At 58.9% G+C, this 16,067-nt stretch carries 16 protein-coding genes; 6 read left to right on the top strand and 10 right to left on the bottom strand.

Annotated features, from left to right (window positions below; translation table 11 throughout):
• Positions 1-120: 120 nt before the first annotated feature.
• Positions 121-1,092 carry a hypothetical protein gene (locus tag BLW78_RS30970; RefSeq protein WP_139307710.1) on the top strand — a complete coding sequence of 324 codons (972 nt, stop codon included), beginning with the start codon at positions 121-123 and terminating at the stop codon, positions 1,090-1,092.
• 23 nt (positions 1,093-1,115) lie between these two features.
• On the top strand, positions 1,116-1,565 hold the full coding sequence (locus BLW78_RS30965) for a hypothetical protein (RefSeq protein ID WP_139307709.1): 450 nt from the start codon (positions 1,116-1,118) through the stop codon (positions 1,563-1,565).
• A gap of 955 nt (positions 1,566-2,520) precedes the next feature.
• Here the strand turns inward: BLW78_RS30965 and BLW78_RS21240 are convergent.
• The 8 genes from BLW78_RS21240 to BLW78_RS21205 form a co-directional block, all read right to left on the bottom strand.
• Complete coding sequence (locus BLW78_RS21240) at positions 2,521-3,783, bottom strand: tyrosine-type recombinase/integrase (protein WP_091681925.1); 1,263 nt, start codon at positions 3,781-3,783, stop codon at positions 2,521-2,523.
• A gap of 182 nt (positions 3,784-3,965) precedes the next feature.
• Entirely contained in the window at positions 3,966-5,021 is a 1,056-nt protein-coding gene (locus BLW78_RS21235) for a tyrosine-type recombinase/integrase (protein ID WP_091681923.1), read from the bottom strand.
• A complete protein-coding gene (locus BLW78_RS21230; protein WP_091681921.1) occupies positions 5,011-5,271 on the bottom strand; it encodes a hypothetical protein in 261 nt (86 codons plus the stop codon). The genes BLW78_RS21235 and BLW78_RS21230 overlap by 11 nt, the downstream gene beginning before the upstream one ends.
• 61 nt (positions 5,272-5,332) lie before the next feature.
• Positions 5,333-5,881, bottom strand: a complete 549-nt coding sequence (locus BLW78_RS21225) for a hypothetical protein (RefSeq protein WP_091681920.1) — start codon at positions 5,879-5,881, stop codon at positions 5,333-5,335.
• Between the two features lie 84 nt (positions 5,882-5,965).
• Entirely contained in the window at positions 5,966-6,280 is a 315-nt protein-coding gene (locus tag BLW78_RS21220; protein WP_091681918.1) for a hypothetical protein, read from the bottom strand.
• A gap of 1,032 nt (positions 6,281-7,312) precedes the next feature.
• Entirely contained in the window at positions 7,313-7,564 is a 252-nt protein-coding gene (locus BLW78_RS21215; protein ID WP_091681916.1) for a hypothetical protein, read from the bottom strand.
• Position 7,565: 1 nt separating this feature from the next.
• Positions 7,566-8,594, bottom strand: a complete 1,029-nt coding sequence (locus tag BLW78_RS21210) for a hypothetical protein (RefSeq protein ID WP_139307708.1) — start codon at positions 8,592-8,594, stop codon at positions 7,566-7,568.
• 11 nt (positions 8,595-8,605) lie between these two features.
• Positions 8,606-8,872, bottom strand: coding sequence for a hypothetical protein (locus tag BLW78_RS21205; protein WP_091681912.1), 267 nt, complete (start codon positions 8,870-8,872; stop codon positions 8,606-8,608).
• Between the two features lie 491 nt (positions 8,873-9,363).
• Between BLW78_RS21205 and BLW78_RS30960 the strand changes: the two genes are divergently transcribed.
• Complete coding sequence (locus tag BLW78_RS30960) at positions 9,364-10,890, top strand: hypothetical protein (protein WP_139307706.1); 1,527 nt, start codon at positions 9,364-9,366, stop codon at positions 10,888-10,890.
• A gap of 737 nt (positions 10,891-11,627) precedes the next feature.
• Complete coding sequence (locus tag BLW78_RS21190; protein WP_244527003.1) at positions 11,628-11,852, top strand: hypothetical protein; 225 nt, start codon at positions 11,628-11,630, stop codon at positions 11,850-11,852.
• Positions 11,853-12,054: 202 nt separating this feature from the next.
• On the opposite strand, the gene BLW78_RS21185 is transcribed toward BLW78_RS21190, so the two are convergent.
• Together BLW78_RS21185 and BLW78_RS31470 are read right to left on the bottom strand one after the other, a co-directional pair.
• A complete protein-coding gene (locus tag BLW78_RS21185) occupies positions 12,055-12,531 on the bottom strand; it encodes a hypothetical protein (protein WP_091681907.1) in 477 nt (158 codons plus the stop codon).
• A 130-nt stretch (positions 12,532-12,661) separates the two neighbouring features.
• Positions 12,662-12,802 carry a hypothetical protein gene (locus BLW78_RS31470; RefSeq protein ID WP_170855211.1) on the bottom strand — a complete coding sequence of 47 codons (141 nt, stop codon included), beginning with the start codon at positions 12,800-12,802 and terminating at the stop codon, positions 12,662-12,664.
• A 334-nt stretch (positions 12,803-13,136) separates the two neighbouring features.
• On the opposite strand from BLW78_RS31470, the gene BLW78_RS21180 reads away from it, so the two are divergent.
• Positions 13,137-15,629 carry a hypothetical protein gene (locus BLW78_RS21180; protein WP_210186894.1) on the top strand — a complete coding sequence of 831 codons (2,493 nt, stop codon included), beginning with the start codon at positions 13,137-13,139 and terminating at the stop codon, positions 15,627-15,629.
• Between the two features lie 222 nt (positions 15,630-15,851).
• Positions 15,852-16,067 (top strand): transposase (locus BLW78_RS21175; RefSeq protein ID WP_244527002.1); only part of this gene is annotated, 216 nt, incomplete at its 3' end.

The raw sequence follows: 16,067 nt of genomic DNA, 5'->3' as shown, positions 1-16,067 counted from the left end.
GTGTCAGAATTTCCAATCAGCTTGACCAAAACCAATAAGCATTCTACTCATCGAGCTTAAAATCAGGTTCCGAGTATCGCCCGTATTTTCAATAAAAGTTATGTAGAGAGGCAATCGGACATGAATCGGACTCCGACTCCATGCCCCTTAAGTATCCGCCACCTAAGTAAATCAGGCTTTTCATACATATTCAGCGGCATTTTAGTCTTATGTCCAGGAGTTGTTTTTGCGCAGAGTAAAATTCCTGGAGCACCTTCAAACGCCCCTCCTAGGGTTGACCTTTCGGGTCGGGCAGATGGCATTGCCGACAAAATAGAAAATGTCTTTGAGAACATCAATATGGTCGCCAATTTTGTTCGCGAAGCTCAGATCAAAAATACTATACTATCATATCTCAACGACAATGGCATTAAACCGGAGGCGAGAGACGTGCACGTTTTTTATGTTCGCGCTGAGACGAATGATTCCAATGCTGTATATCTAAAAGATTATCAGTATCTGGCAAAAGGCAAGGGTTACTCGGACGCAATGCGAGAGTCTTTTGCCGTAGAGGACGCTCCAGGAACGGTCGATAGATTAGATGCAGTCCGAAAGGGAATGCATATCATTGGGATATACGTGACTGCCTCATCTGAAAATGGCCAATTCGAAATACGTGGAGGGAGTTTGTCGGGCGAGCAGTACAATAAGTTTCGGACTGAAGGCCTAGCATTACGCGATGAGAGGGCGAAGGAAAAGATTGAGTCCGATCGGATTCAAAGAATTAGGCAAGAAAGAGCTGCGACCCACAGCAGTGGCCAGCAACGAGCAGTCAATGAAATAAACCGCGCTAATGAGCGAAGTCGAGATGAGGGAAGATACGTACCCAAATTACCTAGTGCTCGAGACGTTATCTTTGGCCCTCGACCAGACAGTCCTGGTCAAAATGCCGGCAATCAACCGCAAAGCCCATCCGCATCGGATAGCAATCGGCCTTCAACTACCATATCAAGTTCCGCTGCTTCTCGACCGGTAGTTTCATTTGACGCTCCTACACAAAGGAAAAACTTGGAACCGAAGCGTGGCGGCGTCGAAATAGGCGGACTCAGATGAGTCCATCACATAAAGGCATACCTATGAAGAAGAATTATTCCGTTATATTGGCGGCGCTTTTTAGCATTGTGCTTACCCAGGAAGCGAATGCATATGTCTTTCCTGGAGACAATGATTGTCCATGGGCCAACATTAATCATTCGTGGCTCGATTTTTTAAATAAAAAATACATCGGTTCAAAAAAGTCAGCCTACTTCAGCGTCAAACTCAATCACGACATTGGAGGCATGGCGGGTAATACATGTTATACCGTATCCCACAATCTTGATGGATCCTGGACAACCGCCGGTCAAATACGTGGCAAAAACCGGGGAGAGGCGACAACGAGCGGTGGAGGCGACCCAATGCGTCATGAGATCAACATGCGCGGAACTATTTTGAACTTCAACGAAGCAGGGGAGCTACATACAACTGACACAAAGGAGTTGATTGGGAATATGTACTGCCACATTGGATCGGAGTGCTGGAAATAGCATTATTGAGAGAACTCGGTAGGCGAATGGTCTCAGTTTGAGAGTCCATCCGAGAAATCTGACTGATCGTACAAGACATTTGACGAGGAGCATGAAGGCCGCGGCCTGGAAAGCTGTGGCCGATTCGAGGCGTGCCTTTGGATCGCCAGAGGCCGCAATCCCCGGTGGTCCAGGCGTTTTACCATTCGATCATGCTGCGGCTTCGGTACTCAACATAGCCGACTTGATCAGCGGCCTGCGCACAATTTCTACGGTGATGATGGTGGCGAGCGTTGGTCTGTCACAAGCTTAGTCTTCAACGGTGAAGGCTTTGGCAATAACTTGGAACGTCTGATGAGACAGGCGCAGCACTAGCATGAATCCCGCGCGGTCCTGTGCATCGGCACGCCAGGGATCGAGGACAAACGCGCGCTCCTCCATTTCAAACAGGGGTGCTTGCGCCCGTTGACCTCTTGCCGGCCTCACAGCCATGCGGGCCGGTCCCGTTAGGCGATGAAAAAATGAGCTTATTTTCGCTAGGACATGTTGACGGCTTGACGCAATAGAAGAATCGGAGGAGCGGGATACACTGATTCGCGACGCAGCCTGGTGGCCACCTCGGTGCGGAGCGACTGGATGCTCTACGATTAGATCTCGAACGGCTCGTCCGACGAATTATGCCCGTTCCGACAACGCGAAATTAGCTAGCTTTTTCATTGTGGGGGCAAATCGCGAACCTGTCGGAATGCTGCCTGTTTTGGTTCAAATCTCCGTTGCCTTCTAAGCGGCAGGTCGTAGGCTCGAGCCCTACCGGTATCGGCAATAATCTCGACCTGGTGCATAAGCGCCTGACATCGCAGACGATGAAGTCACCCAGCCTGGCGGCGTTCGGGATCCTCATGGCCGGGGCTGACGATGCAAACCCGGGCTTGGGCTCGGGCGCGCCGAGTACGTTGAAAATGACGATCGATCTTACCTAGAATCCGATCTTCTCGATATTATGCCGCAGTGTCGGCAGGGGCGAGCCGCGACCGTAGCTCGACGCGATGGTTTTCTCTTCGTGTCCCAGAATCTCATACTGGAGATCGAGCGGCACACCCGCGGCCCGGAGCCGGTCCTTCGCCCGGTGGCGCAGCCCGTGGATGTCCTTGTCCACACCGAGCGCCCGCATCCGGCGCAGCGTCTGGCGGCCCAGGTTCTTCAGGTCCTTGGCGAACAGCGGGCCGCGGATCGTCGCGGGGAGGAGGGGCATCACGGCCTTCGGCAACGGTACGCGACGGAGAGATTGCTGGTTTTTCGTCCCGACGACCACGTAGCGAATGCCGGCCTCTACCTTCTCCGCGTTGATCTCGTACGCCTCTCCCCGGCGCATGCCGGTGGTGGCGCACAGCATAAACAGAAGCCACTCTTCCCGCTCGAACACATCCTTGCCGGCTTGAATCTTGGCCATTTCCTCGTCGGTCAGGGGCTCGCGCCGCTCGGAGTCGTTCATCTTGGGCACCACGTCTGAGAAGGGGTTGAACTTGAGCTTGCCCTCGGCCATCGCGAGGTTCACGGCCGCGCACAGGTGGCCGACCTTCTTGGTCACGGTCGCGGTCTTGTTGCCGCCGTCGAGCAGGTGGCGGGCGAGTAGGCGGCCATCATCGCGGTCGCAGTCGGTCAGCGCCTTGTTCTCGGTGAGCCGCCGGAACAGATCCCAGACCGCGCGGGCCTCCCGCTCTAGATAGCCGGTGATGTTCTTGTGGGTCATCCACCGTTCGAGGTGGACGATGTCGCCGCTGGTGTCTGGGACCTTCTTCAGCCGGACCGCCTTCGGCCGGTCGCCACGCCATACTGTGTCGAACGGCTGGTCTGGGTCGAATACGTAGTAGGGTTCGAAGGTCGTCGCGTTCGGCTCCTGGGTCCGCGTGCCGTCCGGCAGGCGAATGAACAGTGTGTCGGCAGTCGCGACAATCTCTCGCCCATCGTCGAGGACGTGGACGCCCAGCGTCATCTTATGGCCCGTCTCGACCCGGATGTGGTCGCCGCGGTGCTTGTTCACGGCCGCCTGCACCCGGCGACGGTGGCGATGCAGCAGATCGGCGCAGCGAATCTCAGCCTCGCGCCGGTCGGTAGTCTTCAGATTCACATCCTCCATCCGCTTGCCGAACTCGGCCTGGACTGAGCGCGGGAAATGGAAGCGGGCGTGCCAGAACGGACTGCGCGGTCGGCGGAATAGGTGGTCGGTACGACCGGTCATCGGCCCCTCGCGATGGCACTTTGCGAGGTTTACCGCGAGGGCACTCGCAAGGGCACAAAATTCGGAACTGAATCAACTAGTTATCCCCAAGGGCGAGCATTGGGTTCCCATCCCCTTGGGAGCGCCAGCCGGTGCTGTAAGTCATTCGAACAACTCCTGTTTCGGTGATTTTCCCCAAACGCCTACGGGGTGGTTTGGGCGTTCTTGTTCCTGTTCCAGCCCTCCAGCTTCGTGATCGCGCCTGTCGACAGGCCCGCCCGGTTCGCTTCGCGCGTGTACCGTTCGGCCTCGGCGAGGGTGTTGTGGCCGAGCACGGCCATGATCTCGTGGGCGGTGCAGCCGGCCTCGGCGAGGCGTCGCCCGGCGGCCTTGCGAAGGCCATGCGGCTGCGCGTCGAGCGGCAGGCCGGCGGCCGTGATGGCGTCGCGCATGAACCCGGAGAAGCCGTCCACCGTGAACGGGCGCCCGTACTCGGTGTTGAGGATCGTCGCGTGCTGCCGCGGCGTCTCGGCCAGGATAGCGCGGAGATCCGCGTGCAGCGGCACGTCGATCTTGGCCCCGGTCTTCTGCTGCACGACCCGGATGCGATCGCCCTTCACGTCCGCCCAGGTCATTCGATGCACGTCCGACCGGCGCTGGCCCGTGTAGAGGTGCAGGGCGAAGGCCAGCCGCCTCTTGCTGCCGACAGGCCAGTGCGCCTCGAACTGGGCGATCTCGTCGTCGGTCCAGGAGCGCACCTCGCCGATCTTCGGTCGCCGGATCGCGACGGACGGATCGGCGGTGAGCCAGCCCAGGACGATCGCGCGCCGGATCAGGATCCGGAGCTTCTTGAGCGTGTCGAGCGCCGCGCCGGGCTTGCCAGCCAGCGGGTCCAGGAACGCTTTCACGATACGGCCGTGATTCAGGCCTGCGACCGAGCGGTGCCCGTTCTGGACCCGGATCGCCTCCATCCGGCGCCGGTAACCGACCTTTGTCGTCTCACGCAGGGCAGCGTACTCGCCGCTCTTGTAGTAGGATTGGACCAGCGCCTCGATCGTGCCGGGCTCGGCCGCGGAGCGCTTCAGAGGCGCCTTCGGCGTCCGTCCGGCCAACGCCTCCTGGTAGGCCGTCAGGAACGCTTCCGAGCCGACGGGGCCGGGGAGGGGCAGGCGAGGGCCCTTGTCCTTCCGGAAGTAGACGCGGACCTTGCCATGCCGGTCGCGCCAGCATTCGACGTAGGGCGGCAGCTTACGGGGCATCGATATCCTCCCAGGTTGAATCCTGGGCGGCATCCTGGCCGTCGATGGGGAGGTTGTCTGCGGCACCGTCCAGCTCGCGGACACACCACACCTTGCGGGCATCGATCCGCCGCGCTCGCGGCATCCGACCGTCCCGGACCATCTCGTCGAACTTGGTGGGGGAGATACAGACGTAGGCCGCTGCCGCTTCGCGACTGACGAGGCGGGGAGACAGCGTCGGCGGGAGCGCGCTGTGGCGCGAGCGGCGCATCCCAACGGCGCCAGGGCCCGGCGGTAGATCCTGATCCTGAAGGTCGCGCCGGGACACTGTCTCAGGCCTCCTTGCCCCAGCGCTGCGCCCGGATCTTCGCGATCTCGGCCTCGAAGGCGGCGATGCCCGCCTCGACGTCGCCGGGGTATGGCGCGGGCTCGGCCTTGCCCTCCTCGAGGATCTTGGCTCGGATCCGCGGCCAGAGATCGTCGAAGATCGGCCAAGCGCGGATGTGGATGCTTGCGACGTTTTCGGGGCTGTCCCCAGCGATCCATCGCCCATCGGCATCGCGAGTGAACGGGATCGTTCCCGGTCCGTGACCCAGCGGGCTCCAGCCGTCGTGCAGCATCGCTCCGTAGGGCCCCTGAATGCCGCGCAGGGCAGCCGCTGCCTGTTCCGGCCGCAGACTTAGGTCGACCATGGCCTGGGCGGCCGCGAGCTTCATCAGCTCACGGAGGCGAAAGCTGATGTGGAAGCCCTGACCCTTGGGCCGTCCCGGGAAGAGATCGTACTTGCTGACGAAGTTGCCGATCTGGGCGCTGCTGACACCAGTCAGCTCGGCCGCGTCCGAACGGCTGAAGGCCCAAGCTTCGATCTGTGAGGGGTCCATCTGCCCGATCCCGTGTCCCTGACGGCACTCTAAATGCCACGTGCGCGCGTAAAAAGCAAACCAGAATTCTAAGATGCTGTGGGTCTATTCACGTTGGCTGTGCGCCAAGTTCTCCCGGGCGGCCCGGGCGACCAGCAGGGAGAACCGATCGGCCACCTCCTGCTTGTCGAACCGCTCCGACAAGCGCCGCAGGACGGCGTTGACGAAGCCGGCAACGGCCTTGGAGTCCTTCCCGAGGATGACCAGCAGCTCCTCGAAGCAGGCCGCCGCGATGTCGGCCTTCTGCGGCGCCCGGACCTGCTTCAGCTTCGACCGATAGTCGGCCTGGTACCGGCGCTGGCGCCGCAGTCTGGCGCGGTACCGCCGCGCGTCGTTCCCGTCGTGGAAGTCGTCCGACATTGTGCTCTCCGATCCTCTGATCCGAGGATCGTGAAAGGCTATGAAAATCGCAAAGCCGGGTCCGATTGGGCCTCCGTGTCCGGCGCCGCCCGAAACTCGGAGAGCTGCCGCCGTTTCCCCCTGCACAACCTATTAGGGTTCGACGGGAGAGCCCACGTCGTGAGCTCTCGCCGCGAGATCCAGCCGCCCGCACCGAATGCGCGAGCGACGTTCCTCAAGATCTGTCGCTCGGGTTTCAGACGGGTTGGTCGAGCTGCGGTATCGTCTACTGGTCGACCCAAGATCGACCTCCGCGCCCGCCCGCCCTTCTCAACCCCCGATCGTCGTGGGCGGGCGTGGATGCTTTTGCATTGCTGCCCGCACCGGATGCGCGAGCGGCGTTCGTGAGGATCAGCCCATTGGCTGACTCGCTGCCAGCTTCCGACAGCCTGAGGATCGCAGCGCCGGCTTCGGCTGGCCGTCCACGCTCGTCTCAAGCTCGTCCCCAGGGGTAGGGGCGGGCGTGGATGCCGGGGACGGTCGTCGAAAAACTCATCCATGTTAGAGCCGTGGCCTGGAAGCCTCGTACCGGTGTGCGGTCGGCTTCGGTCGACCTCCACGCTCGCCCGCAGATGTGCCCCTCAAGCTGTCGAGGGCGGGCGTGGATGAGTAATCTCGGCCGCAAGATGACGCACAATTAACTTGTGCACTGCTGCGGCCTCGGTCATAGCCGCCCGCGTCGGCTTCATGCTGATCTTCCACGCCTGCTCTAGGCATGCCCCCGATCGGCCGATGAGCGGGCGTGGAAGCCCACCGCGGCCAGCGCAAAACTGCGTTCGTTAGGTGACAGACGAATAATCGCGACAGCCAAGTCGATAACCTATAGCTTTGCGCGTCGGCCCACCCGCCGATCTCCACGCCCGCACCTGGTGGCCCTCAATCCCTCGGAAAGCGGGCGTGGATGCCTGAAAAGGGGCGAGTCCTTCCAAGCACGATTCGCACCCTAAGCCACTGATATCACTGGCTTTAGGGGTGAGTCCCTTCGAGGTCGATTCACACCCCCTCAAGGTCACGATCTCCACCCCGCAGCCACACCACCTGCGAGGCCTGCCCCTCGGGCGCGCCCAGGCTCGGCTCCGCGTCGCCGCCGTCCTCGAGATCCGGATCCCCGTCTATCTCGTCCAGGGCTGCCACGAGGTGGTCGACCGCGTCGAGAGCCAGAGCCAGCGCGCCCTCGATGCGAACACGGGTGTCGGGCGCGGCGACGGCTTTCCGTCGGGGCCGGAAGGGAATGACGTTGGCCATGTCAGTGCTCAGCTTGCTCGGCCGCGAAGGCCATGAGGTCCTGGATGAGGGTGGCGGTCTCAGCATCGTCACCGTTCAGGATGACGCGCTCTGCCACGGCCGCGAGGCGCGTCCTGCGGTCCCAGAACTCAGTGGGCCGACGGCGCTGCAGCTCGGCTCCGGCCCGATCCTCAACCGTCGTGAACTCGTCGGCGAGCCAGTGCATCAGCGCGCCGGCCGCATTGTAGCGGCTGGCAGCAGGATCGCCGCGATCGAGCTTGCAGCAATCCTGTGCGGCCATGCCGTAGGCCACATCCGATAGGAGAGCCATCTTCTCCCGGATCGCCTGCAATTCGAGCAGGCTGGCGCTGGCCACGTCGAGCTGGCCCGGGATGCTGTCGTCGAGATGCGCAGCGTTCGCCAGCACGTCGAGCCGCAGCTCAAGGCTGATGCGCGCGATGTCGCCGGCGGAGGTCTCGGGCCCGACGCGCCGGTTGAACTCGGCCATGGCGATGCCGCGCAGGCGCTCCAGCTCTATCGCGATGCCGTCGGGAATCCGGGCGAAGTTGAACGGCTCGATCGCGGGCGAGGCCATGAAGCCGGGTGGAGGGGCGTACCAGTCGACGACTTGGGCGGGCACGCAGGCGCCGGCTCCGGCAATGAGGGAGTCCGCGGCGTGGTCGCTGGCCATCTCGCCCGGCTCGCCCCCACGATGTCCCTTCAAGACGATGGCCCAGCACTCGGCCAAGGCACGGAACCCCGCGGGCGTGGTCGGCCGCACTGCCCGCAAGCGGTCGTAGGCAGCGCCCAGAGCACCCTCCAGGTCGGCGACGAGTTCGCCGGGGCCCTCGGCTTCCAGAGCATGATTGAGACCGTCCCAGCTCGCCCGGAACACGGTCGTAACGGCCAGGGCGGGATCGTTCGCGACCTCGGCCGCCTGGACCGGCCCTGTGCGCCTGTCGAAGCGGCCGGCGGCGTCACGGGCCCGAGCGGCGCGCTGGCGGAGGTCGGCGGCCTCCGGGGCAGCCTTCGTGGTGTTCGGCTTCCTCATGACGGCCTCCCTCACGCGATCGGCAGGTAGCCGTAGGCGAGCACGCCTCCGGCGATGATGAGGGCGGCAGTGGCGAGTTCGCCGGCTAGGTCGAGGAAGCGCGGCGCGCGGACGTGCGCGGTATCGGGCCGGACGGCCGCAACGGCCTGCCAAGGCGCGACTGTGCCGGGCGCTGCCTCATCCGGCTCCAGGGCCGGTACGGGGCGCGCATACAGCGATGTGGGCGAGCGAGAGCGTTCACCGGCGCGTGCCGGTGCTGTAGAATGACGGGTAGCCATGATCGTCTCCAGAGGACGTGCGTGGTCAGGCTCGGCCCGGAAATCTCACCTTCCGGCCGAGCCGAATTTGTGTTATCATCATGTCATGACGTCGTCAATTCGGGATAACACAAAAAGGCGAGGCCGACCCGTCACGACGGGCAAAGGGCAGCTGATCGGCGTTAGATTACTCCCGCCGGTCCTTGACCCGCTGGATGCTTGGATCGCGGATCAGCCCGATCCTAGGCCTTCGCGCCCCGAAGCAATTCGCCACGCCACGACCGAGTGGCTCGCAGAACGCGGATACGTGCAGGGATCAAAGGCTGCCAAGCAGCCGGATTAAGGTCAGCTTTGCCCTCCCCACGAAAGACCCGTCTAAAAGCTTTGGACTAGCAGGCTCAGCGAAGCGTTGCTGAAATGCAACGATTAACTGCCATCGGCAGTGCTGCTTATGCAAAGCCCTTTACGGACCGAGTCCGACGAGTCCAGTTTTCGTTAACTGGGAGGGGCAGATGCGACTCAGATTGGCAATTCTCATTTTCAGTCTGATAGCATTCAATGCAAAGACAGCGCATTCTGCGCAGTACGATTACCATCCACAGAGTGTGTTGCGCCTTGGAGGAGGCTTTGACCCAAGCAGGCCACTCGATACGTTCCGAAGATGTCTTAAATTTATCGAAAATCGAATAGAGCGCGGAACTGTGTCCGCAAGCTTTCAAGCGACAGTAGTCAAGTCTAGGGCTCAATTTCTCTCGATCGTGAATATTTCTGCTTCTTTGTCTGGGCATTATGGTCTCTTCGGTGGAGGCGGAAGTTTTAGCTACGACTCAGAATACAGCTTCGACAACGACAGCCTTACCTGGGCCGTCGTCGCGACTAACGACTACGGCAGAGCAGAAGTAACGGAGGAAAAATTTGAGCCCTTTGCCGAGTCGATGATAGCCGGCAAGAAATGGAAGCAGTTTGCAGACGCGTGCGGGAAAGAAGTAGCGACGCAGGAACGTCGCATCGCGAAGGTTGCTGCCGTATTCTCAGTGACCAACTTAAGCCAGAGTGAGAAGGAAAACCTTACCGCGGCTGCTAGTTTTCAAGGAGGAAGTACCGGAGTTTGGGACGCTGGTGCTCAAGCCTCGTACCATAAGTTCGTTTCCCAGGCTTCCCAGGTAAGTACCATTAAAGTTTCGGTTTTCGTGATAGGCGGAGACGGCATTAGCGTACTAGCAGATCTGGCAACTGATTATTCAGATATCCAAGCAGTGACTAATGCAGTCCGCACTTATATTGCAGGCCTGACCTTCGAAAAGGCAGCCCCACTATCGTACTCGACGGCAAGATGGAATGCTTACGGATGGGAGGGAAGCCAGCTCGATTTAACGCGACAATATGAAATCATGGCGAGCTTATACACGTTGTACCAAGATGCGCAAAAAGTTCGAGAGCGGCTGCAAAGAACGCAAGAGCTGGCAAGTCGACCCGAATACGCCGAAAGAGTTTCTCAGACGCAGAGAGATAAAATCTCCAAGAACCAGGATGTCTACACTCATATCGTTGAAGACATATTGACGCGAGCAGAAAACTGCAGAGAGAAGAGGATCTGCAACTCCACAACATCTATTAAAATGCCAGTCGTTGAATGGCCAAATCTGCAGCCAATCAGTCGGGTGCAAGTTCTTGGGGTCTACGAGCAAGGTTGCTCAGCCCCACCAGGCACTGTGACACAAGGTTGTTATACGCTGGTGGAACTCGATATAACTTACGACACTGCTATCGTGGATAGCATAAGAGCTTATAGGACCCGGCCGACGGCGAATGAAAAAATCTTCGGGTTCTCTCTTCAGCCGCAGGCACAAATAACGTCAAGCACTGCTTATCTAAGCGGGCAAACGAAGAGACCAAAGAATGCTGGGCTGCGCGCGTCGTCGACGTGGATCAGCGAAAAGAAAGATTTTCTAATCATCGGCGCAAACCTCAGCGGCTTGACGCTCCTCGTTAGAGACAAGCAAGGGATCGATGAGCCTTATTTTGTCTCAACGAAATAGGTACTTTCACCTAGGTCGCAAACTCAACGTCTTTATGTATCCGGAGGAATCCGAATGTCCAGCTGGTTAGTAACCCTGTCTTCTGAGCAAGCTGACGTAGATGTTGAATTACTGGATACGATAGGACCGATCAATAGATGGAAATCTAGAAGTCCCGGGGCATTTGCTGTCGACGAGGATAGTTTTACTAATCAGACTGGGGACGTCGTCGCAAGAGGGTGTGGAGTCCAGGCTTGCTGGACATTAAGAAGGTTTGACATCGACAAGGTCAAGCCTGGCGCTAAAGGAGCGGGGATCAATAATGACGCTCAGGGGAGTTTTCCTGTCGGGGAATTATCATGGCTCGTAAAAGCTCGACTTTGAGTATAACGACAGGTTTTTCTAGGTTTTCTAACTGCAACGAGTCTCGCTCGATCGTGACCTGTTCCAGGGTCAAAAAATGGCGCTTTGCTTCGGTGAGGATAGTCTGAGCCGTAACACCGCGCGAAGCACACGGCTAAGCGAACGCCAGGGCCTGAACCTCAATGGGTAGCGCCGATTGCTCATTACGGTCTGGATGCAGGTTCGAGTCCTGCCGGGTCCACCAACTCGAGAGCCGCCGGCGTCATCTTCATCGACGAGAACGGCGAGGGACGGGGCGTCAGGCTCAGTATGGTCCGGACCGCGATCCTGCTGGCGCACCCGTTGAAGGGGTAGGCGACGCAGAGGGGCGGCGACGCCTCGACCGCGTCCACCAAATGTATGATGGCCTCGTCTCCCGCTCGCGCTACCCGGCGACCATGACTGATGACGCCGATCCCGTGCTCGAAGCCGTCGCGGCGCTGCGGGCCGCTGGCGTTGCGGTGGACCCGATCGGCGACGAGCCCGAACGGTGGCAGATCAGCGACCTCGTCTTCTCGGATGCCTTGCTGTGGCGCCTGGCCGCGAGTCGCCGGCTGGTCGAGGATGGCGACTCGCGTTAGTTCGGCGGCATGCTGCAGGTCCCATCGCCTCAAGGCGCCCGGCCGCGGCGAGACATCCGGCCGCGCGTCCTGGCTGCCCTCACCTCTGAGCCGGCCACAGCCACCGAGATCGCCGAACGCGCCGGCATTCCGGGCCGAGAGCGCGCCGTGCAGGCGACCCGCGCGCTGGAGCAACTGGAGGCCGAGGGACTGGCTTACAGCGTCATCCGCCGGACGCGGGTCCGATGGCGCTCCGCGGCGGCCGCTCTCGCCTCTCGATGATCCGCGCCCGATCTCTCAGGGTGACCTCGTGCGTCGGCCACTCCAGGCACGCAGCATCGAACGCCGCCTTGGCCATCGACAGCGGGTAGATGGTCGCGAGGTGAAGCTCGACGTTGCCGCCGGTCTCGCGCCAGATCTCGACCGTGTAGGGCACGCCCGGCGGCACCGGCGGGATCTGCTTGGCTGCCGGCGGCAGCGTGATCGCGGCGAGGCAGAGGTGCTCGTACTTCCGCGCAGGCGGCGCCCCGGGCGCGCGCTGGTAGCGGCACGAGGCCGTCAGGTGCCGGAGCAGGTCGAGCGTCGAGATGTCGGCCCCGTAGCGCTCGATCAGGCTTGCGACAGTGTGGCGACCCGAGCGCTTGCAGGTCGCGCAGTCGACATAAACCCGACCGGGCCCCGCATCCCCCAGGCGCCCCATTCTGGTGGCCCTCCGCTCGCGAACGAATACGGAACAAGCCTCAGGCGAGGACGCCCTTCAACCGGCGGCGGCCGCGGTGTGCGAGATCATGGTGGAGCGGTGTGGATGACGCTCGGAAAGCCGAGACTCGTCAGGCGCTTCGGCTGACCCGCGCCGCGAACTCCCAGACCGGCGGCCCCCAGGTCTGCCCAGGCTTCGTCCGGTAGCCGGAAAACCGGTCGAACACGATCCGGTCAGGCTCGACGCCGATCACCGGGCTGTCGTTGACCATCAGCGCGTCGGCATACTCAATGCGCAGGGGATTTGGGGCACGTTAAGCTAACGGGCGAGGCGCTGTATGAAGGTTAACTAAACGACTGGCGGTAAACCAAAAACGAAAAGCGCCCACCATTATCCTCGGTGGGCGCTTCGATGCTAACTCACTATGAAGTTGCAAAAGTCGATAGGATGCTACATCAGGTTGCTAGCTTAGGCTTCTAAGAACAAAGCGTCTGCGGAGCAGCGGGCAACGCATTGCGTCCCCGCTGATAACGACAGAAGGGTTATACCTCTTCGCCCGGAGGCGCAACTACCAAAACGGGGTATTTGGGAGCGCTGTAGAGCAGATGCAAGCCACTGTGGACATGACCGTCGGCCGGGAAGCGCTGAAGCAGATCCTCGCGGAGTTTCCTGAAGATAGCTCGCATTGGAACGAAGCCCAAAATAGATTCCAGTTTGTGGATCGCCTGCTCGAAGACTGCCTCGGGTGGCAGCACCCTTATATGGAAGTGGAGCGGCGTAATGAAGCGGGTGGAAAAGCGGATTACGTACTTGGCAAGCCGCCAAGAGCGATACTTGAAGCAAAAAAAGATGCAATTCGCTTCGATATACCGCCTTCTGGTAAGACAAAAACAGTAAGAAGTATCAGGGATCTTGTAAACACCTGCTCGAATTTTTCTAGCGCCGTGACGCAGGTGCTTCAGTACTGCGCGCTCCACGGCGCGCAAATTGCTATCGTTTGCAACGGACCGCAGCTTGCAATATTTCAATATTACATTCCAGGGATGTCCCCCCTCGACGGAGAGTGCTATTTGTTCAATGGATATAAGTCGTATGTTGATGATTTCCCACTGCTCTGGAAATTGTTGTCACCGGAGGGGGTGCAAGAAAATCGAGCGCTAAGACAACTGGCCCTGCATCGCACTCCTCGGATACCTCCCAAGGCAGTGACTAATATTGGAGAACCGCAAGCATATAGGTATAGAAGTCCTTTCCAAGAAAATTTGCGGACACTCTCGTCCGTCCTTCTAGAGCATATTGAGGACAATCCGGCCGTCAAAAGTGCTTTCTATCGAGACTGTTATGTGCCGCTCGAGGCAAATAATCGACATCTGCTTTTGAGCAAAAAGATTATATCCTCTCGCTATCGCAGAAATAGCGAGAGCGGGAGCGCGCCCGCCTCACTTCAAACACATGTGAGCGGTGGTAAAATCCTTGTTGAGGACGGCGATGCAACGCTCATCGCTGGATCAAGACCGGTTGTCGTCATAGGTGACGTCGGGGTAGGAAAGACGTCATTCTTCGAAAACTTATTCGAACAACTTGATCAAACTGATAAAGCAAAAACCTACTATATACACCTCAACCTTGGTGTTGAGGCGACACTTTCGGCAAGCGTCGGTGAGTTCGTGGTGTCAGCGATACCTGACGCGCTACGCCGTCGATACAATGTGGATATAAACAGCGCAGCCTTGATTGAAGCTATATATTCAGATGACCTGAAATCGTTTGAGGGCGGCATTCACGGGCGTTTGAAAACTATAGACCCTATAGCTTATGAAAAATCGCGGATCGAATATTTGACTGAGAGAACTTCTCGTTCAGACGAACACATGAAACGTGCGCTCGTCTATCTCTCAGCATCGATGGGCAAGCAAATAATTCTCGTTATAGACAATGCTGATCAGCGCGAATTTAAGGTTCAGCAAGATGCATTTCTAATAGCACAGGAATTGGCGTCGCTTAGAAGGTTCCTAGTGTTCATCGCCTTGCGACCTAGTACCTTTTTTGAGTCCAAGCTCACCGGCGCGCTTTCAGGGTATCAAAATCGCATTCTAACTATCTCACCGCCGCCGGCGGATGAGGTGCTACGTAAGCGCATTGCCTTCGCTGTCCGCGTTGCCGAAGGTGAGGCGGCGCCTCACGCCCTAGAGGGAATTCAACTAAATATAAAGAGCATAGTTTACTTCCTGCAGGCAACTCTTCGTTCAGTGAGAAGCAACGCGCAGATAAGAACTTTTCTTAGTAATATCACCGGCGGAAATACTCGACTAGTAATTGAGTTAATTAGTGGATTTTGCGGTAGCCCGAATGTTGAATGTGAACGCATCGTAACTATCGAGCGCGAGAAAGGCGATTATCAAGTTCCTTTGCATGAATTTACGAAACATGCCCTGTTGGGAGAGTACTCATACTATAACCCACTTTCCTCGTTAGTTGGCTGCAACATATTTGATATTAGCACCGCTGATCCTCGCGAGCATTTTATCTGTTGTCTTTTGATTGCCTACATTTCATCGCCTCTTGGTGTGAAAGACAATGACGGATTTGTGGGCGGGGCCGCAATACAAAAAGAACTAACTAGGCTTGGTTTCAATGACGATCAGATCGCGCATGCTCTCCGTCGGCTTGCAAAGAAGAGGTTGATTGAGACCCCTCACGCACATTATCGCGAATTGCCTGTCGCAGAAGATGTTGATCCGTTGCAATATTATTTTCGCGCAACTTCAATCGGGCTTTACCACATACGTTTTTGGGCGGGTTCATTCTCTTTTATGGACGCGGTGTCTATCGATACGCCAATTTTCGACACTTCGCCTCGGGGGGTAATTTTTACAAACGCATCATCGTTCGAGATAGCCGACCGACTTCGAAAATCGGAGGAATTCCGAGATTATTTGGAGACCAAATGGCATGAATCAAATTTTGATGTGACGTATTATGATTTTCCAGCGGTGGTGCGCGATAGAGCTTCAGAATTCCGCACCGTCGAGAATTTTGTGCAGAATGGTCCTCGGCGCAATCGAGGTCGGCAAACTGCACAAGGCTGGCGACGTTAGTAAAGTAGCGGCAACTCAGAGCTTACGTGAACGCCCCACTGGATTGCTGATCGCCGCTCGGCCCCGCCTCGATCTGCTCACGGGGCGGGGGAGCGTCCGATCTCACCAGCGTGTGAGCCGAGCCGATAGTAAGCGTCGTCTGGGCGGCACCTTCCGGCAGGCGGTGTGAAGGCGACATACGGAGCGGATTGGGAGCTCCGTCACATGTCGATGTCAGGGCGTATGGCTATGTCGGAGCCGATCCGGCGCCTGGAGCTGTTCACCGGGGCCGGCCGGCGCCGGACGTGGTCGAATGAGGAGAAGGCCGCCATCGTCGCCGAGAGCGATGGGCCGGGCATCTCGATCAGCGCGGTGGCACGCCGACATGGACTGAGCGCCTCGCAGCTGTTCACGTGGCGCCGCCTGATGCGTCAGGCTGGGGGGCACGACAGCGAGCGC

Source organism: Methylobacterium sp. 275MFSha3.1 (assembly GCF_900108435.1).
Classification (GTDB): Bacteria; Pseudomonadota; Alphaproteobacteria; order Rhizobiales; family Beijerinckiaceae; genus Methylobacterium.
The sequence above is the reverse complement of the archived record's forward strand: the minus strand, read 5'-3'. Positions and strand labels throughout refer to the sequence as shown.